The 18,056-nt window shown below is 64.8% G+C and carries 21 protein-coding genes and 1 tRNA gene; 7 read left to right on the top strand and 15 right to left on the bottom strand.

Features of this window, described 5'->3' with window-relative positions; translation table 11 throughout:
* Nucleotides 1–32: 32 nt before the first annotated feature.
* The 5 genes from ACYVG8_RS06610 (at nucleotide 33) to ACYVG8_RS06590 (ending at nucleotide 3,418) form a co-directional block, all read left to right on the top strand.
* On the top strand, nucleotides 33–410 hold the full coding sequence (locus tag ACYVG8_RS06610) for a cysteine-rich CWC family protein (protein WP_460745239.1): 378 nt from the start codon (nucleotides 33–35) through the stop codon (nucleotides 408–410).
* A 29-nt stretch (nucleotides 411–439) separates the two neighbouring features.
* Nucleotides 440–1,312, top strand: coding sequence for a DMT family transporter (locus tag ACYVG8_RS06605; RefSeq protein WP_460745238.1), 873 nt, complete (start codon nucleotides 440–442; stop codon nucleotides 1,310–1,312).
* A gap of 166 nt (nucleotides 1,313–1,478) precedes the next feature.
* The gene (locus ACYVG8_RS06600; RefSeq protein ID WP_028499178.1) at nucleotides 1,479–1,919 is read left to right on the top strand and encodes a peptidase associated/transthyretin-like domain-containing protein; all 441 of its coding nucleotides are present in this window, start codon (nucleotides 1,479–1,481) and stop codon (nucleotides 1,917–1,919) included.
* A gap of 55 nt (nucleotides 1,920–1,974) precedes the next feature.
* Nucleotides 1,975–2,064, top strand: a tRNA-Ser gene (locus tag ACYVG8_RS06595).
* 160 nt (nucleotides 2,065–2,224) lie between these two features.
* Nucleotides 2,225–3,418 (top strand): tyrosine-type recombinase/integrase, encoded by a 1,194-nt coding sequence (locus ACYVG8_RS06590; protein WP_460745237.1) that lies wholly within the window; start codon nucleotides 2,225–2,227, stop codon nucleotides 3,416–3,418.
* A gap of 303 nt (nucleotides 3,419–3,721) precedes the next feature.
* Here ACYVG8_RS06590 and ACYVG8_RS06585 read toward each other — a convergent pair whose 3' ends face one another.
* From ACYVG8_RS06585 to ACYVG8_RS06570, 4 genes are all read right to left on the bottom strand, one after another.
* A complete protein-coding gene (locus ACYVG8_RS06585; protein WP_460745236.1) occupies nucleotides 3,722–4,255 on the bottom strand; it encodes a hypothetical protein in 534 nt (177 codons plus the stop codon).
* Nucleotides 4,252–4,794 (bottom strand): glycoside hydrolase family 19 protein, encoded by a 543-nt coding sequence (locus ACYVG8_RS06580; RefSeq protein WP_460745235.1) that lies wholly within the window; start codon nucleotides 4,792–4,794, stop codon nucleotides 4,252–4,254. The genes ACYVG8_RS06585 and ACYVG8_RS06580 overlap by 4 nt, the downstream gene beginning before the upstream one ends.
* Before the next feature lie 60 nt (nucleotides 4,795–4,854).
* Nucleotides 4,855–5,349 carry a hypothetical protein gene (locus ACYVG8_RS06575; protein ID WP_460745234.1) on the bottom strand — a complete coding sequence of 165 codons (495 nt, stop codon included), beginning with the start codon at nucleotides 5,347–5,349 and terminating at the stop codon, nucleotides 4,855–4,857.
* Between the two features lie 67 nt (nucleotides 5,350–5,416).
* Nucleotides 5,417–6,466, bottom strand: a complete 1,050-nt coding sequence (locus ACYVG8_RS06570) for a phage late control D family protein (protein ID WP_460745233.1) — start codon at nucleotides 6,464–6,466, stop codon at nucleotides 5,417–5,419.
* A 72-nt stretch (nucleotides 6,467–6,538) separates the two neighbouring features.
* Between ACYVG8_RS06570 and ACYVG8_RS06565 the strand changes: the two genes are divergently transcribed.
* The gene (locus tag ACYVG8_RS06565; RefSeq protein WP_107890391.1) at nucleotides 6,539–7,093 is read left to right on the top strand and encodes a HEPN domain-containing protein; all 555 of its coding nucleotides are present in this window, start codon (nucleotides 6,539–6,541) and stop codon (nucleotides 7,091–7,093) included.
* Between the two features lie 7 nt (nucleotides 7,094–7,100).
* Here the strand turns inward: ACYVG8_RS06565 and ACYVG8_RS06560 are convergent, their stop codons facing one another.
* From ACYVG8_RS06560 to ACYVG8_RS06550, 3 genes are read right to left on the bottom strand one after another with little or no spacing between them, the layout of a single operon-like run.
* Entirely contained in the window at nucleotides 7,101–7,307 is a 207-nt protein-coding gene (locus ACYVG8_RS06560) for a tail protein X (RefSeq protein ID WP_107890082.1), read from the bottom strand.
* Nucleotides 7,282–8,109 (bottom strand): phage tail protein, encoded by an 828-nt coding sequence (locus ACYVG8_RS06555; protein ID WP_460745232.1) that lies wholly within the window; start codon nucleotides 8,107–8,109, stop codon nucleotides 7,282–7,284. Before ACYVG8_RS06555 ends, ACYVG8_RS06560 begins: the two co-directional genes overlap by 26 nt.
* Nucleotides 8,110–8,126: 17 nt before the next feature.
* Nucleotides 8,127–10,634, bottom strand: coding sequence for a phage tail tape measure protein (locus tag ACYVG8_RS06550; protein WP_460745231.1), 2,508 nt, complete (start codon nucleotides 10,632–10,634; stop codon nucleotides 8,127–8,129).
* A gap of 12 nt (nucleotides 10,635–10,646) precedes the next feature.
* On the opposite strand from ACYVG8_RS06550, the gene ACYVG8_RS06545 reads away from it, so the two are divergent.
* Entirely contained in the window at nucleotides 10,647–10,850 is a 204-nt protein-coding gene (locus ACYVG8_RS06545) for a hypothetical protein (protein WP_107890085.1), read from the top strand.
* Nucleotides 10,851–10,934: 84 nt separating this feature from the next.
* On the opposite strand, the gene ACYVG8_RS06540 is transcribed toward ACYVG8_RS06545, so the two are convergent.
* From ACYVG8_RS06540 to ACYVG8_RS06505, 8 genes are all read right to left on the bottom strand, one after another.
* Nucleotides 10,935–11,219, bottom strand: coding sequence for a phage tail assembly protein (locus ACYVG8_RS06540; RefSeq protein ID WP_107890086.1), 285 nt, complete (start codon nucleotides 11,217–11,219; stop codon nucleotides 10,935–10,937).
* Between the two features lie 68 nt (nucleotides 11,220–11,287).
* Nucleotides 11,288–11,791, bottom strand: coding sequence for a phage major tail tube protein (locus tag ACYVG8_RS06535; RefSeq protein WP_460745230.1), 504 nt, complete (start codon nucleotides 11,789–11,791; stop codon nucleotides 11,288–11,290).
* A 9-nt stretch (nucleotides 11,792–11,800) separates the two neighbouring features.
* Nucleotides 11,801–12,967, bottom strand: coding sequence for a phage tail sheath subtilisin-like domain-containing protein (locus ACYVG8_RS06530; RefSeq protein WP_107890088.1), 1,167 nt, complete (start codon nucleotides 12,965–12,967; stop codon nucleotides 11,801–11,803).
* Between the two features lie 59 nt (nucleotides 12,968–13,026).
* Nucleotides 13,027–13,443 carry a hypothetical protein gene (locus ACYVG8_RS06525; protein WP_107890392.1) on the bottom strand — a complete coding sequence of 139 codons (417 nt, stop codon included), beginning with the start codon at nucleotides 13,441–13,443 and terminating at the stop codon, nucleotides 13,027–13,029.
* Nucleotides 13,440–14,009 (bottom strand): hypothetical protein, encoded by a 570-nt coding sequence (locus tag ACYVG8_RS06520; protein ID WP_460745229.1) that lies wholly within the window; start codon nucleotides 14,007–14,009, stop codon nucleotides 13,440–13,442. Before ACYVG8_RS06520 ends, ACYVG8_RS06525 begins: the two co-directional genes overlap by 4 nt.
* A gap of 3 nt (nucleotides 14,010–14,012) precedes the next feature.
* The gene (locus ACYVG8_RS06515; protein ID WP_460745228.1) at nucleotides 14,013–16,559 is read right to left on the bottom strand and encodes a hypothetical protein; all 2,547 of its coding nucleotides are present in this window, start codon (nucleotides 16,557–16,559) and stop codon (nucleotides 14,013–14,015) included.
* A gap of 8 nt (nucleotides 16,560–16,567) precedes the next feature.
* Complete coding sequence (locus ACYVG8_RS06510; RefSeq protein WP_460745227.1) at nucleotides 16,568–16,930, bottom strand: hypothetical protein; 363 nt, start codon at nucleotides 16,928–16,930, stop codon at nucleotides 16,568–16,570.
* Nucleotides 16,930–18,054, bottom strand: a complete 1,125-nt coding sequence (locus ACYVG8_RS06505; protein ID WP_460745226.1) for a phage tail protein — start codon at nucleotides 18,052–18,054, stop codon at nucleotides 16,930–16,932. Before ACYVG8_RS06505 ends, ACYVG8_RS06510 begins: the two co-directional genes overlap by 1 nt.
* Nucleotides 18,055–18,056: the final 2 nt, after the last annotated feature.

The raw sequence follows: 18,056 nt of genomic DNA, 5'->3' as shown, positions 1-18,056 counted from the left end.
AATGGCAGCCTTGTCCTTCCACGCCGCCGGCCATGCCTGACACTTTTTCTGATCCCGTGCCGTCCCCGTGCGTACAGCGCTGCCAGCTGGATGCCGACGGGCGCTATTGCCTCGGTTGCCGGCGCACCCGTGACGAAATCGCCGCCTGGTCGACCAGCACGCCGGCACAGCAACGGGCGGTCTGGGCACGGCTGATTGCCGAACCGCTGCCGGCAGACAGCTTCTGCCCGCGCTGCGGTGCCGGCTTCTCCTGTGGCAGCGGCGGCCAGACCGGCGGATGCTGGTGTGCCGACCTGCCGCAGGTCCTGCCACCGGATGCCGGCAGCAACTGCCTGTGCCCGTCCTGTCTGCGCGAACATCTGGCCGACGCCCACCGGCAGCGCGGCCTGCCACCGCCGGCAGACGGCTGATCCGGCTGATTTTTCGGAGTAATGCCACTGTGCGCTATCTGGTTTTCGTCACCCTGCTCTGGGCCGTTTCATTCAATCTGATCGGCGTGTTTCTGGCCGGCCGGGTCGACAGCGACTTTGCCGTGCTGACCCGCGTGCTGCTGGCCGGGCTGGCTTTTCTGCCCTTTCTGCGCTGGCGCGGCGTACCGCGCCCCTTTATTGTCGGCACCGTGCTGGCCGGCGCAATGCAGTTCGGCATCACCTATCTGCTGCTGTATCGAGCTTACGGTTTTCTGAGCGTGGCGGAAGTGCTGCTGTTCACCATTTTCACCCCGGTCTACATCACGCTGATCAACGATGCCCTCGCCCGCCGCTTTTCACCATGGGCCACCGCCTCGGCCATCGCCGCCGTGCTCGGCTCGCTGATCATCCGCTACGACAATCTCAGCGGCCACTTCCTCACCGGTTTTCTGCTGCTGCAACTGGCCAATCTGACCTTTGCCGCCGGCCAGGTCGGCTACAAGCACCTGGTGGCGCGCTACCCGAGCGGCCAGCCGCAGCACCGCACCTTCGGTTTCTTCTTTGCCGGCGCGCTGCTGGTTGCCCTGCCGTCGTACCTGGCGTTCGGCAACCCGGCCCGGCTGCCGACCGATGCCACGCAATGGGGCGTGCTGGTGTTCATGGGACTGGGCGCATCGGCGCTGGGCTTTTATCTGTGGAACAAGGGCGCCTGCCTGGTTGATGCCGGCACGCTCGGCATCATGAACAATATGCACATCCCGGCCGGGTTGCTGATCAACCTGCTGCTCTGGCACAGCGACGCCAATCTGCCACGCCTGCTGGCCGGTGCTGCCGTCATGCTTGCCGCCCTGATGCTGAACCTGCGCTTCGGCGATCGCGACCGGATGCCGGTCAGGGCTTGAGATCGGCCCCTGCCGTCTCCATGTAGTGTCTACGTGCCCGGGTGTCACGGACCGCTTCCCCGCATTGCATGCATGGTCCGGCCCCCGGCCAGTTTGTGCCGGTCGCGAAGCCGATGGCTTCCCCCGCGCCGGCGAGTCCAATCACCCCGCATGAAAAGGACTACGCATGATGAAATCCACTAGCAAATCGCTTCTCGCCGCCCTTGTGGCCGGCTCCCTGCTGTCAGCCACTGCGCTGGCCGACGACGGCGCCCTGCCGCCGGTACAGCAGGCTGACAATATCGCCTATATCAGCGGCGGTATCGGCAGTGACGAAGTTGCCGCCATCAAGGCCGCGGCCCGCCACTATCCCCTGACCATCGAGCTGGCGCAGGCGTCCCGCACCGGCGGCGTGTTTGTTGCCGACGTAGACATTGCCATCCGCACTGCCAAGGGCAAGAAAGTGTTCGCGGCCAACAGCAGCGGCCCGTTCATGCTGGTGAAGCTGCCACCGGGCAGCTATCGCGTCGAGGCCACGCTGGATGGCGCAGCCCGCAGCCAGAACGTGACCATCCCGGCCAGAGGCAGCCGCCACCTGACCTTTGTCTGGCCAGCCAGCGCCCGTTAACCCCCGCGCCACTGGCGATCCGGCGCCGCCGCGGGTATACTGCGGCGCCTTCCCCGGAGGTGTGGCCGAGTGGTTTAAGGCACTGGTCTTGAAAACCAGCGACGGTTCGCGCCGTCCGTGAGTTCGAATCTCACCGCCTCCGCCAGAAAATGAAAAACCGCCGTGAACATGAGCCAAGCAAATGCGCTGAAGCTCAATGTTCACGGCGGTTTTCGTTTAAGTCTCGTGAATTCTGGTTAAGGTGCGTTAACACGTTTTGATGGTAGCCTTGATGGTACGACCAACAAGCGTGATGGTACGCCCGTATGCCGAAGACAGTCCCACCCCTCTCCGTCTCCCGGATCAATGCCGCCAAGCCTGGCGAGAAAGTCGTAAAGCTCACCGACGGCGGTGGACTCGCCCTCTGGGTTATGCCGACCGGCAGGAAGGTCTGGCGCATCCAGTACAGACGGCCCCACGACAAGAAGCTGGATACCATCACCATCGGGCCGTACCCGGAAGTGGGCCTGGCCGACGCCCGATCAAAGCGCGACGTCATCCGGGCAGATCTGCTGGCGGGAAAAAACCCGAAATCGTCAGCCATGGCCAAGGCCGAAAAGGCACGCCATTCACAGGTGGCCACATTTCGCGCCGTAGCTACGCAATGGAACGAGCGCTGGCGCGACTCCGTGACCGAGTCCTACGCGGACCAAGTCTGGCGCGTGCTGGAGGCCAACGTTTTCCCGTTCCTCGGAGACTGGCCGGTTGACCAGATCACTGCGCGCATGGTCGTTGATGCGCTATCGCCAATGGAAGCGCGTGGTGCGCTGGTGTACCTGCAGCGCGCTCGGCATACCATCACCCAGGTTCTCGCCTTTGCGCTGGCGCGAGGCCTGGTAGAGAACAACGTGGCCGTCGGCATCAACGGTGCTTTCGCCCAGGCCAAGCCGGCAAATTTCCGCGCCCTGCCACCTGACCAGCTCCCGGCCCTGGTCACCGGGCTGCAAAGCGACAAGATCGAAACCCAGACCTATCTGATGATCACGCTGCAGTTGCTGACCATGACACGCCCCATGGAAGCGGCCGGCATGCGCTGGGACGAAATTGACGGTGATATGTGGGTCATCCCGCCGGAGCGGATGAAGCGCCGCCGGCAGCATGTCATCCCGATCGTTCCGGCCGTGGCCAGCATTCTGGAACGGATGCGCCCCATCAGCGGTCACCGAGAGCATGTATTCCCCGGGCGAAACGACCCCAAGACTCATGCCAGCGAGGGAACGGCCAATGTCGCGCTGAAGCGGCTCGGCATTCCGACCACGGCACACGGGCTGCGGGCACTGGCGTCGACCACGCTGCATGAAGCCGGATTTGAATCCGCCGTGATCGAGGCGGCGCTTGCCCACGTCGACCCGAACAAGACCCGGGCGGCATACAACCGTGCCGAGTACATCACCCAGCGCCGGCAGATGCTCGAATGGTGGGCTGAGCGTATCAAATGCAGCTCGACTGATCCAACGTGACCCCCACTTCAGGCCGATCCATCCGGATCGGCCCGCCCATCGCTCGCAATGAGCGCTCGCCCGGGCTACCTTACCCTCATGTGTTCCGCTCTCGAATTCGCCGGCACGGTCAGCAGATTTGCCGACCGCTACCCTCGCCTGCCCGTGCTGATGCGCGACGGCTCCGTCGTCTGGCATCGCTGGGGCTGTCCGTACACTATCGACACGCGCGAGGTTCCGCACGGCGCATGCGCGCGCCTGGAGTCGATCCGCGACCTGAATCGGCAATGAGGCGATCGGCCCGCACCACCGCCTGGCACGCGCTCAGCTGCCGGACGACGGCGCCATCTTCCACCACTCCTGCCACCCGATTACCTGGTCGCGCCAGAGGTAGCACTGGGTATAGTTGCCGGTGACGGCGTCGAGCGCAGCACCGGCTGTAGCTGGCCCGGCGGCCTCATCAGGAATGGGCTCGGCTGCGCCATCTGCCGGTCGGGCAGCGGCGTCGTGGATCCGCACCCAGTCAGCGTCCAGCATAGGCACATCGCCACCAGCGGTCCGCACTGCATTTTCCCGTTCAACATACCGTACAACCTCCCGTGTAATGACTCTCTGTTTTTCCTCGCGCGCGGTCGCGCGGGCCTGCTGCGCCGCCACCGCCCGACGCTCGATCTGCAGCGCTTCGACGATGGCGGCATTGCGCGCGACCAGTTCAGCCCGATCAGCGGCAGACTGAGCGGCATCCCATTCGGCCTGCACGCCGGCATCGCCTCGGCTGTGGCCGTGCCACCAGACGCCGGACAGCAGCGTGAGGATGGCCAGTGCGCCGGCGGCGTAGCGATAGAGCGCGGCGGTCATACAATCACCGCCTGCGCACGCTGGAACAGCGCCAGCCGGTCGGCCTGGCCGTTCAGCCCACCATTGATGCGGCGGGTGATGGTGGCGAAGTCCCCGCGATCAGCCAGTGCGTTCAGCCCCCGCTGGCTCCAGAACAGCGCCGCCGACAGGCAGGCCAGCTCCGGCTGCTCCAGTAGCTCCGGCTGGCGCAACAGGCGGTCATCGCTGAACAGCGCCTGCGACGTCGTGCCGTAGTTGGCACGGCCGGTCACCTGGATCAGGCCGCGCCCCATGAACCGGCGACCGTCACCGGCAACAGTGTTGCCGAGGTCGCGCCGGCCCTCGTAGCCCGACTGGGCGGCGGTCGGCCCCCATAGTTCGCGGGTGTAGCGCAGCTGGCCGGACTCGTGCCCGATCTGCGCCAGGAATGCACGCTGGCGTGCCGGCGTGGTGATGGCGTACTGCGCCATGGCGGCGTTCAGGTGCGGCAGGAACGTCGCGGCCCGGGCGCCGGCCTGCGGCAGGATGCGCTTGAGTTGGTCGAGTGTGATGTCTGACATTGGCATCTCCGAAAATGATGAAGCCCCGACGGAGCGGGGCTTCTGAATGGAATGACTTGATTACTGTTCGCTGTCGCCGGCGTCGCGCTGGCCACCCAATCTGACGAACAGCAGGCGCTTGATCCAGCCGACATCTTTCAGCACCGCCATCGCAGCGTCGGCGATCGGGATCAGCAGCACGCCACACACCATGCCAGCAAAGCCGACGCCACCAGGGCCGAGCGCCCAGAATTCCGATGCCGCCACGCCGCCGAAATACGAACCGCCGGCCGACACGGTCAGCAGCATGCTTTTTTCCGGCCAGGCACGGCCGCGCAGGTTCAGCAGCAGGAACAGCGAGCCGACGAAGGCGCCGCTGGCGGCCGAGATGTGGACCGGTGGCACCGCACCAGTCGCCGCCTTGCCGGCAACGGCAGCGACGGCCTGGGCCGATAGGCCGGCCAGCGCTGCTGACAACCCGGCAACGATCAGGTTGCGGAATACCAGCAGGGTGATAAGGCCGGCAGCGATGGCTGCCAGAAACTGCCAGCTGCGGCGGCGGAATGTTTGTGTCACGGTGAACCTTCCATAAAAAAAGCCGCACGAATGCGGCCGGTTTGCCCCTGAATCCCATTGATCACGCTCAGGGCGTGATCACCTTCGGCGTGTTCGCCTTCTTTTTCTTCTTGCCCTTCTTTTCCCGGGTCTTTTTCAGTGTTTCCTTGCTGACGCCCAGCTCGGCGCTGGTCGACCAGCCGCCGGCGCTGTAGTCGTGGGTCACGCTCTCGATCGGATACAGACCATCGACGCCCGACTTGATGCCGCTCACCCGTACCTGGCGTTCGGCGACCAGATCGGCGCGACCCGGGAGGGTCAGCGACAGGGTGATGGTCGAGCGGTTGCCCCGATCCAGCGCCCCCTTGGCGGTCGCGGCCGCCCTGCCCTTCGCCGGCACCGGGTGGCGGACGACCCGCACCGGGCCGTCCGGGTTGGATTTGTCCGGAACCAGGACCGCGAGGGTCTTGCCGGTCTTCGGGTCGTGGGTTTTGGTTTTGACGCCGCCCGAGGCATTGCGGTCGCTCGCGCTCCAGCGCCAGCTTTTGGTGTCCTTGCGGGTCAGCACGATGACCGGCAATGTCTTGCCGCTGGCGCTTTTCGCCTGTCCGCCACGCGGCAGCACCAGCAGCTTGCCGCCCTTGACCGATGCGGTCGCGTCGTACTGGCGCGCGATGCGGGTGATGAAGTGCAGATCGCTCTCGTTCATCTGGTCGAGGCGGTCGATGGCGGCTTTAACCTGGCACACCGGTGTCAGCTTGTTGCGGGACGCGACGGTACGCACCACCTGATCCAGCGTGGTGTTTTCCCAGGAATGCTTGCGGGCCGTTTTCAGACCACCTGACATGTCGGCAGGCCGGCCCCGGATAACGATCTGCTGTGGCGGGCTGCTGCTTTCGACCTCGTCGACCTTGTACTTGCCGATCCGGCTCAGCCCGGTTTCGCGATAGCCGAGGCTGACGTCAATCGTCACTCCACGACGCGGCAGCGTGATAGCGCCATCGCGGTCATCGAGCGTGACTTCGACTTCATCGCTCTCGACGCCAGCCTTGTCGGTCACTTTCATATTGATCAGTCGGTCGCGAAACTGGGCGGTGGCGTCCTTGCCGTCGGCGAGGATCTGGAAATCTGGGCGCATCAATCGATCCTTCTAGAGATGTTCTAGCAGCAGTGTTATGATGAATGCATTTAAACTACTTTTACGATGACCATGCCTAGCGCCATTGACAATTTCGAATATGCTATCAAGGACGCAGAAGAACTCCTGGCTCACTTCGATTCAATCAATTGCAATCCTCCTCCAGCCAATGCGGAAGTTTTAAAAAGAGCTGGACTTGTAATGGCTCTCACAGCATGGGAGACCTATGTTGAAGACCGCGTAGTCGAAGACATGAACAAAAAACTAAGCGCAGTAAGTGGCAGCTATGTTGGAAATTTTGTATTCAAGCGGCTACAGCAAGAGCTCAAGCAATTTCATAACCCCTCATCCGAAAAAACAAAAAAACTATTCGTTGATTACCTTGATTTGGATATTACCACTGGATGGGCCTGGGCAAATTACACCCCCGAAAAAGCAAAAACAACCTTGAACAGCTTAATATCAAAACGTGGCGATGCCGTTCACCGCTCAAAGCAACCAAGCAACGATCAACCTGCGGCGCATCTGATAAAAAGGGATGAGCTCGAAAAAGCCATCAGATTCATAAAAGATCTTGCCAAAGCATCGGATAGCTTTCTCGACAAACATCTCTATCTATCTCGATAGGCTCCCCTCACTCCCACAATGTCACCACCTCCCGCGTCGGCGCCGGCAGATCCGGCAGCTCGATCACCACTCCGCCACGGTACGGCTGGCGCTCGGCCGCCAGCCCCCGGTTCGCTTCCAGCACCATGGCGACACAGCCATTCAGGTGCCCGTAGTGCGCTTGGCACAATGTGTCGAGGATGTCGCCGTCACAGGTTCTGATAGTCGTCGCCATACAGTCCGAACTCCAGGGTGAACGATTGTTTGCGCGGCGCACCGTCCCTGAAGAAATGGCTCTGCTCTTCGTCGATGCTGTTCAGGTACCACCGGCCCAGCAGTTCGCCGTAGCCGGTGGTCAGGGTGACCGGCTCCAGCCGGTCGCCGATGGCACGCAGTGCGTTGAGGTGGCCACTGCCGTGCGCCGCCAGGAAGACGGCGCCGCTCAGGGTCAGGGTGTTGCCGCCACGGCTGACCGCCTGCAGTGCCTGCGTACGCTGCAGCCGTTCCTGCGCCGGGTTGTTGAATTTGTTCGATCGGCGCAACTGGTCGAATGCAGCCTGGCCGAGGGCAAACCGAAACAGCTGCCCCTTCTCGCCGGCGATCTCCAGCTGGAACGACGATGCCGGCGCATCGTTAAACTTCAGCCCGGCAGTAGACAGGGCGCTGCGCGCCAGGTTCTGCACCGACAGCCCACCGGCGAGATTGCCCAGCGAGCCGCCAATGGCACGTTTCAGCATGCCGCTGGCGGCGCCGAGCCGGGCACCGGCCTCCTGCAGCACCTGGGCGCCGGCAGCGGACAGGTCCTTGCTTGCCAGATCAATGATGCCGGCCGCTCGCGAGACGGCCTGGCCGACAGGCCCCTTCAGCATCGGCGCAGCGCTGGTCAGCAGGCCGGCCGCTTTCTGTGTCAGCACAGCGGCGCTGTCGGCCTGGCTGACGGCGCTGGCAAGGTCGCGCACCGCGCCCGGCAACCGGGCGACGCCAGCCGCCTGCGCGGCGGCATTGGCGGCCAGATTGAGCATCGGCAGGTATTCCATAAAATTCCTTTTGTAGATCAGCCCACCGGGTCGAACATCGCCGAGCGGCCGGCCTGTTGCTGCCAGCCATCGAAGATCCGCTTCAGGTACGGCGCTAGGCTGGCGGCCACCTGGGCCGGGTCCTTGACGTCGCCCTTGACCGTGATCTGGATGACGGGCTTGAAAACAAATTGCTGCGTCTTGCTCACCGACGCACCGCTGCTAGCGGGGCGGGACGCCGGCAATCCGGCGGCTGTCGCCGCCACTGTCGTCGGCACGACAGGTGGCACCGCGCGGGCGGGCGCAACCAGTTTCGGCGGGACGACAACGGCCGGCACAGGGCGGACGCCAGCAACAGGTATCGTTTCGGCCACCACGGTCCGGCCGCCGATCGCATTACCAAGCCGTGGCCCGCCGGTCGGCGCCTTGTGTTCGGCCGTGGCGATTTTTTCGCCTACCGTACTGCCGAGTTTGCTACCGGCAAACGTGCCGATGGCCCCACCCAGTACGCCACCGATAGCCATGCCGATCGGCCCGGCAAGCGTGCCGGCAATGGCACCGAGTTTGGCGCCCGCGAGGCCGCCGGCCAGCGAACCGGCCGCACTGCCGTAGCCGGCCCCCTTCTCCTTGCCAGTCCTGGCGTTCGCATAGGTGTCGTAGACCTGATAGGCCGCCGTGCCGGCCGCCAGAATGCCGCCGGCGTTGCGGCCGAGGAAGCCACCAGCCCGGCCGAGCGCACTGCCGAGACGGCCAAAGCGCCCAGCCCGGCCGGCACGCGCCCCGGGCTTGCCCTTGCCGCCCGCGTCCGGACCGTCCCCGCCCGAGATGCCGCCCCCCGGCCAGTTGGTGACGAACACCCGCTGCGCACCGGCGGCACTCCCCGGACCTTTCCCGTCAACGCCAGGAATAGACAATCCGCCACGGCCGGGCTTGTCCGTCGGCAGCTTCAATCCGAACCGTTCCATGGCTTTACCGGCGACCCATTGCGTACCGCCTGTCACGATTTTCTTGCCAGACCAGGCCAGCGTGCCCAGCCCCCCCGCGACGGCAGCAAGTCCCAGCCACGGCTTGTCCTGCATCAGCGAACTTCCCAGATGCAAGGCACCGGCGGCCAGATCCGCAGCGGCATCGGTAACGGGCCGGATCGCGTCACCAAGCGATATCATGGCGCCGCTGAATTCACTGGCAGCCATTTCCCACTTGCGGTTCGAGGTCTGATCGCGCGCCGATTTGTCCTTGGCGAGTTTGGCACCACCATCGGTCGCCTTGATTTTGTCCAGATCGGACTGGATCTGGTCGGCGTACTTGATCTGCGCAAGCGCGGCGGAACGTGCCTGCATGTCAGAAATGACCTCCCCCAGACCCGCCGCCTGCATGTAGGCCGAAAGCGCCTCCTCTTCGGCTTTCTTGTCACCCTGGCTATTTTTGACCTTGGCTTTCAGCGCTTCGATCTTCTTTGCGCGGGTTTTGTCGCCTTTGGTGGCCAGGTGTTCTGCCAGCCGGATAAAGGCTGCAATCGGCCCATCACCATGGGCGCGCATGGTTTGTTCCATGGAGCCCTGCAGATCAATGCCGGCATCAGCGAATTTCTTGTTGCTCTCCGGAGAAATGATCTTGCTGAGCAGGTTCTTCAGGTTGTTGGCAGCACTGTCGGCATTCCCGGTCAGCTTGATCTGCGCTTGCAGACTGGCCGCCAGGTAACGTGCAGCCTCCTGTCCTTTCATCCCCATGCCACCGACGGTCGCCATCAGTTCCGGCAGGAACTTGGCCATCTTGTCCGACTCGAAGGCACCAAGGTCGCCGGCTACGGCGATCTCGCCCATGACCTTGCGCATTTCGGACTGTTTGACACCGTTTTCCTTGAATGCGTAGATCAGTTGGGCCGCGTCACCCGCATCCATTTTCTGACCGACGGTCAACTCGCCAAGCAGATCGCCGTAACCCGTCGCCTCTTTCCAATCCATCCCCTGAGTAACCAGGCCATTGACTGAGCGTGCCAGTTCGGACTGGTTGACTTTCTGGCGCGCAGCCGCAGCACGGACCAGACGGTCCAGTTCCTGCTCTTCTCCTTGCCCCGCAATACCGCCCTTGATGGCAATGTCGCGAATTTCCGACTGATAGTCCCCGCTGGCCTTGGTCGGCATGGCAGCCATGCCAAGGCCGGTAACGGCCGTGCGCCCGAGCTTGGCGCCTTCCTGCATGTTGCCGATGCCAGCGGTCTGCCACTGGATACCTTTGACGGTGCGCCCCAGCTTCGCGTAGCTGCGGTCGAGTGCCCCCACGTCAATGCCGGCTTTTTTCAGTGCAGCATTGTGCTGATCGATCTGTCGACGCAAGCTGTCGACACCCTTGCCGCCGGACTTGAATGTCTCGCTGTATTCGCGCTGCAACTGCTGGGTGCGGCCGATCAGGGCCTGCAGGCCGCGCGCGTCCTCGGCCTTGGCCTTGAGGCCGCTAATCAGGCCCGTGGTTTTGCCAACTGCAGCACCCAGAGTGGACGACACCGCGCCACCGATTAAAATACCAAGTGCAATGTCCTTGGACACAGGAAATCTCCGATGACTGCAGATAAATGGTTTGACCTGACAGGCTGGCTCGCCATTGCCCTGATGGCGGGCATTGGCGCCGTGCACGCAGGGATGACAGGTGGCTGGCAAGCCGGCCACCTGATGTATGGTGCAATGGCCGGCATACTGGTTTTCGGCCTACCGCTGGTCGTTCTGGCGCTGGTGGTGAGCTGGCTGTGGTCACGCCATCGCTAACCGTCGTTCGTCAGCCACTCCAGCACCTCGCTGACCGGTACGGCACGGATTTCCGACCGCGGCCAGCCATGATCTCGCATCAACCTACGGGACAACTTCCACCACTGCGTTACCGGCAGGATCGTCATCGGCCAGAAGCCGAAGATAGGCTTTCTGCATGCGTTCCAGGTCGCGGATCGTCAACCGTCTCAGGTCATCAGGTGCGCATTCGCACAACAGGGAGAACATCCGCAACTCACGCTCGCCGGCATCTTTCGCCAGCTTTTCGCTGTCAAGCTGGTCGCCCACCGTCGGCTCGCGCATGTACAGCGTGTCGGTCCTGATGCCGTTGATTTCGATCGGGCTGGACAGGGTGATTCTCAGTTTCATGTTGACTCCATCAGGAATGCGTACAGCCCGCGGCGCGGGCTGTACGTGGTTGGGGGAAATGCGTGGGGTTACAGGCCGATGGCAGCGCGTTCGGCGGCCAGCTCGTCGGTACCGTCGATGATGCGGATGCTGTTAACCGGGTCGATCTCGTAGACCACTACCGGGCCGACCTCGAGCTTGTAATAGCTGAGTGTCGCGGTGTATTTGGTCTCCGATTTGTCTCCCGGTTTCCAACTCCCCATGTCGACCTCGGTCAGCAGCCCGCGCCAGGTGACGATGACGGCGACAACGGCCCCCTTCTGGTCGCGCATCGATCCGTGGAATCGCCCGTTGAATTGCGTACCGTCGCCGATGCCGAAGAAGGACAGCGCTTCACGGTCGATGCCGCTCAGGGTGAACCCCCCTTCGAGCTTTTCCAGACCGACCGGCATATCGATCTCGGCATCCATGCCGCCGGCGCGATAAGCCTCCGTTTTCCGCTTGAGCTTCGGCAGCTGGATTTCCATGACCTTGGCGGCATAGCCGCGGCCATCGACGAACAGGTTCAGGTTAGTGAGGGTTTGCGGAATCATGGTCAGTCCTTATTCGCCGAGCACTTCGGTGATCCACTGGTTGGTCACCTCGACACGGAAGTTGGGGTTTTCAGCCGGCGGCACATCGGTGAAGCGGATGTTCCAGTACACGCGCCCCTCTTCCAGCTGGCTGGCGGTGTTCAGTTCCGGGTCAGGGAAACACTCGAAATTGATGACGGCGCCTGCACGTCGCAGATCACGCATGAACGCATTCAGGCCGTCAGTAACGTCCCGCACATAGGTTTTGGTGATGCCGCGGTCGACCGCCCATTGGTGGCCGGCGAGGATCGCATCCATCACCATGTCGGTGGTGCGCACGCGGGTGACAAACGACCATTTCGGATCAGCCGACAGCGTGCGGTTACCCCACAGTCGGAAGCCGCCCTCGCGGATGATGGTGGTGACGTGGGCTTCGTTCAGCAGGTTGGCGCGGCAGGTCGCATCGCCGTACAGGTATTCGATCGGGCGCCCGGTGCCGATCACCTCGCTCAGTTCGCGGTTGGACGGACTGGCCCAGAATCCAACCTCGGCATCGGTTCGGGCGAACAGACCAGCGACGGCAGCCGAGGCCGGCACGTCGACCTCGGCATTGCTGGTGGTGTCCCACACCCGCACGCCGGGATCGACCAGGTACAGCCGTTTGCTGCCGAAATTTTTGGCATAGGCAATGGCGACATCGTCGTCCGTGTTCGGCCCGTCGATGATCGAGATGGCGCGCAACTTGTCGGCAATAACCTGACTCGATGCGGCCACCGCCTGAATCGAGCTGTGGCCCGGGCTGACCAGCAGCCGCGGGGCCAGATTCAGCAGCGATTTGGCATCCAGATGTGCCTGCATGCCGGTACGCGCGCCGCTGGCAGCAATGCCGCCGATGATGGCGCTGGTCTGCGCTGCCGTGTCGGCCGCCTTCGCCACGCCGACCACCGAAACCGCCGCAGAGGATTGGGCAAAAATGCCTTTCAGCGCGCGGTAGATGGCACTGTCGTTGCCAAACGCAGCGGCACCCTCACGCAGCGTGGTGATTTTGACCGGCTTGTTCGGCTGGGCGAGGTCAGGGCCGGGGGTATAGGTGTCAGTCAGGCCAATGATCGACGACGACGGCAGCGCAATGGTGCGCGAGCCGGTATCGACCAGGGTAACGGTCACACCATGGTAAAAACTGCCGTTTCCGGGCATGGAATTCTCCGATGGAAAGAAAAACCCCGCACACGGCGGGGATGGATTCAGGACAACAGTCAGGCCGCCGGGTGCGGATCGCCACCGAACGCAGCCGGGCCGAATGCACGTACCGCGGCTGCATACAGCGCGGCACACCAGGCCGGCATGCCGGCTGCGCGCAACATGTCGTGGAACAGTGCCACGGTCGCGGCCCGGGTCACCGGCACATCGGCGGCGAACTGGCACAGCGCGTCATGCACCAGGCTCGGATAGAAGGTCGGCGGCCGGCCGTCGATGCCGGGCGGACCATCCGGCGTCCCGAGCCACAGACCGCCCGGCACACGCCAGGCGGGGCTGCAGCCGTCCCAGGCGTAACCGGCCGGAATGGTCAGCGCGCCGTCGCCAATCCGCAGCCACTCGTTGCAAAAGCAAATCCCCGCGAGGTGCGGGGATTTGAGGGTGTAGGCCGTATCGAGCCGATAGCGCCAGGTCACCACGTCACCTCCTGCACCTGATCCAGCGTCCCGGCGGCCGCAATGCGGTCCTCGGCAGCCTGGCGGCGGCCGATCAGCGCACCGGACGCCAGCGCATAGGCAGCGGCCTTGGCCTGCACCCGCTCGGCCAGCACGGCCACGGTCAGCCCGCGTGCACCGGCAATCGCCGACAGCAGCGGCGTGTCGGCCCCGGCATCGTGCGCCAGCGCCTCAGCCTCGCGCACCTGCTGCGCCCAGCTGGTGACCTCGCCGTCCGGGTAGCTGGCGGCCAGCGCGGCCAGTGCTGCGCTGCATGCGGCATTGATGCGGGCCAGTGCCGCCTGCCGCGCTGCATCGAGCAGCGCGTCGTCATTCGGCGCCAGCGCGAGCTGACCGAGGTACTCGGTATCGGCCATCGCGCAGGCCGGAATTTCCGGCGGCCGGCCGGCCGGGGTCACGGCGACAAAATAGCCGTCGGCACGGTAGTCGGTCGGCACCGTCCAGACATCAACGGTGGCCGGGGTGGCGAGATGCGGCAGGGGCAGCAGGGTCTCGCCGAGGATCAGGGTATGGTTTTCAATTTTCATGGGTTACACCTTTGCGAGACGGCCGCCGAGGTACGGGCCGGAGCTCGACGAAGCGTTGTTGACGTACAGATAGAACAAGCCGGCGTTCGCGCCGTCGCTCCAGCCGCCACCGTGATAGGCGACGCAGTTGTGGCTCTGGTAGTAGTTGTCGCCAGTGCTGCCGTTGGCGGCGGTGCCGTCACTGGTGGCCGGCACGAATCCGACGGACAGGTCGTGGCTTGCGCCGCTGTCGGTCGAGAACGTCACCGGATAAGTGCCGGAGGCCGGGGCGATCTGGCCGGTGGTGATCCAGGTCCGGTTGCCGTTCTTGTCCCAGATCTTGTACTTGCTGCTGGCATCGGTCTGCAGGCCGTCCACCATCTGCCACACGTTGCCCCACAGGCCGACGATGCCGCGCCAGGTGGCCTGCGCCACGGTGGCATTGTCGGTGGCCTGCGCGTACAAGCCGCCGGCGTGACCCCGACCGATCAGGGTCTGGCTGTCAGCGCCGCCCATCTCGATCAGCGCGAGCAGCTGGATCGCCTCGAGCTGGTAGTAGTTCCACAGCGCGAAGCCAGTCACGCCGCCGGTGTTTCGGGCCGCGGCGCGGGCCTGCATGGTCGGGAAGTCGATCGACACCAGCGGCGTCAGGCCAGCGGCCGAACCGAGCTTGGTGCCATCCGTCGTGCCCTGATACTTGCCGACCCAGAACTGCCCGACCGGCGCCCCATCGACCATGAATGCCGGGTGCAGCGCGTAGCCGGGCAGCGGCTGGTCCGAGATCGACCAGAATCGACGCCCCGCATATGGCCCTGCGGCCAGCGTACCGGTCTTCACATAGAACGCCGGGATGCGGACCATCGCCTGCCCGTCGATCGTCACGTCACTGACGGCGCCATAGATCGGGTGCGTATTAAAAAACGACGCATCCGTGACCCGGTCATTGCCGTTCTCGTCGATGCGCCGCCAGGTCCCGGCTCCACCGCCGGTCTGCGCCAGCACGATGCCGATCACGTTGGCAAACTGGGTTTTGGTGGTGATCCTGATTTCATTCGACCAGTCCGACCAGCCCTTGGCTGCCCCCTGGTGGCGCACGCGCAGGAAATAGCTGTTCTGTCCAGGCTGCAGTTTGCCGGCCGGCACCACAACCGATGTTTTGTTGACGGTATCGGTCCCGCTGTCCCAGACCGGCGCCGCATAGCTGCCGGCCGCGCTGCGGATCTGCCACTGGCTGGCCGCATGGGTGTCGGTCGCGCCCGACACGGCGAACGGGCTCGATGCCAGCGTCGGCTGTTCGGGGATGTCGACCGCGTTCATGGCCGGGCCGGTCAGCGTCGGCGTGGCGACGTAGACGAACGACGCAGCGGTGGTGAACGCGCTGGCGGCCGACCAGTCCGACCACAGGCCGGCCACGTCACGTACACGGGCGCGCACCTGATAGGTTTTACCGACTGCCAGCACGCCGGCCGGCAGCGGGTAGGACAGCCCGGCTGGCAGTTCGCCGGAGTCGTGCAGCACCGCCGCAAAATCCGCCGTCACCGACAACTGGAACTGCACTGCCGCCTGGGCATTGTTGGCCGGGCTGCTGTAACCGGCCAGCGCCAGCGTCGGCCGCTCCATGATGCCGGCGGCAGCAGCAGCTGGCACGCTGAGGGTCGGGGTATTGGGGCGCTGGGCCGGGTTGATGAACCCGCCGAGGCCGGTCGGCGCACCGAGCGCGACCAGATGGTGAATCGTCATCGGCTCGCCGGTGATGTCGAGGCGCAGCGCGCCATCGCCACGCATCGGCAGCATGTATTCGTAGTCGGCAAATCCGGCCGGCACGCCATCGCCCTGGCGACGCACCGACCAGCCGCACTCGCGCCAGGCCGTCTGGTACGCATCGCGGTAGTAGAGCCGCGCCTCGCCGGCATTCAGCGTGCGGCGCAGCACGACGGCACCGCCGTCGAGGTCGGTGCCGATATTGACCGGGCGGCTCAGGTAGAGGTCGCCAACGGCGGCCACCGCGTTTGCGGCACCGCGCACGTCGAGGCTCGACCGCGACAGGGTCGCGCCGGCCGTCCAGTCGCGGCTGAGGTTGGCACTCAGGCGCAGGCGGGTCGCCGACAGGATGGCCGACACCAGGACCAGAGCTGCAGTGCCGCCAGCATCAGCCAGCACATAGTAATCACCGACGCGCAGGCTGGCGGTACTGGCCACATCGAGCGAGTCGTCACCATTGACACCACCGGTCACCGGGACCGGCGCGAGGTCGATCAGCGTATAGCCGGGCGTGAACAGCTCGAATGCGACGCGGTTGCCGCGATACAGCCAGTCGAGGCTGACCGCGCGCTGGACAGCCACGCTGCTGGTCGCCTCGACGCCCGACACGCGCGCATCAAGCTCGCCGACGCGGGTGTCCGTGCTGTCGCTCAGCGACGCCAGGGTGGCATTCAGATAGGCGTCGTTGTCGAGCAGCGCCTGATGGGTCGGATTCCAGGTATCCGGGTGGGCGACGCTGCTGGTGGTCAGCGCCGGCAGCGAGGTCGTCAGCGCCGGGGCGTCGGACGGGGTCAGCGTGGTCTGGGTCATGGTGCCTCTCAGTATTCAAAAACGAGTTCGACCTCGAACTCGGTGTCGGGCTCGAACGATTTGGGGGCCAGCACGCGGCGGCCCATCAGCGTGCCGTCGGCGGTGAACACGCCGACCTCGCGCAGTGTGTTGCCCCCGGCAGCCTCGCCGGTCAGGACGCCGGACGCGATCAGCGTCGGGCCGTCGACCTGTGTCGTGACCGGTACGCGCACGAACTCGTCGCCGAGCGCGAAATCGGTCTCCGGCGCATACGGTCGGTCGCTACGGCCGAATGCCATCCACGCGGTTTTCGGAATGGCGGTGCCGGCGGCCGCGGCGAGCGCGACCTGGTGCCGGTACGTGTGCGAAACAGCGATAGCCTGTTGAGCCATCAGATGGCCTCCGTGGTAGTGATGCCATTACGGCGAATGGTCAGGGTGCCGGTGAACCACAGCCCCGGCTGGCCGGTCTCACCGCCGAGCAGCCACGTGCCGTCGAGCCGTGGCGCCGCGATGCGGTCCAGCGTGGCATCGCCCAGCGAGCGGCCACTGGCGAGCGTCCAGCCGTCGCCGAGCGTGGATTCGGACAGTCGGGTGCGGCCATCGAGCCGGGCGAACCTGCCGCCGAGCGTGACCGTGCGTGTGCGCGACCCGCCGAGGCTGGAACGAATACGCTGGCGCAGGCGGGTGCGCAGCGACATCGCGCCGGCATTGAGCGGCCGGCCAGTCGGTGTGCGTCCGTGCAGGCGGCGGCCGTCGAGCGGCCAGCCGGCCAGCATCAGCGGGGCGTCGTCGCCATCGAGCAGCCAGCAGCCGTCGAGCGTCGTGCGGTTGTGCGCACTCAGACGCCGGCAGCGGTCGAGGCGGGTATGCACGCGGCCGCGATAGCCGGTCAGGCGGATGCGGGCGTCGAATGCCAGCCGGACCGCCGTGATCAGGGCGACCAGCCGCGACCGCACCGGTGCGTACCGTTCGGCGGTGGCGCGGATGCGGCGCTGCTGCTCGCGCGTCCACTCGCCATCAGCGACATTGAGGCGGATTGAGTACTCAGCCCAGTGGTTAAGTCGGGCGTGGCGGACCAGCGGACCGATACTGGCAGGCGGATCCAGTGTGGAATGGCCATCTGTTAGCCAGTCGCCATTCAGCGTCAGCCCGCCTGCGGCCACCCACGCATCATGGCTGGCCCGCTGTTCGATCAGATCCAGCACCGGATAGCCGATAGTGGCTAACGCCGCCTTGACGGCCCACGGCGTTCCCTTTCGGCGGTGCAGCTGACTGGAGAGCTTGAGCAGTGCCCGCTGTTTTGATTCGGTATCCGCCAGTTCCCAGCCGTCATCCAGCAGGCTGTACTCCTCTGCCAGAATCGGGAGCAGCGAGGCGTCTACATGGTCGATCCAGCGCACAATGACGTCCTGCGGGTCAATGGCAGCCAGTCGGGAGCCCCACATCTGGGCCAGAGCCGCAAATCTTGCATCGGCAGCCAGGACGGCGGGCAGGTCAATCAACGCGTCTGTCATGG

This window comes from Microvirgula curvata (assembly GCF_054781615.1).
The sequence above is the reverse complement of the archived record's forward strand: the minus strand, read 5'-3'. Positions and strand labels throughout refer to the sequence as shown.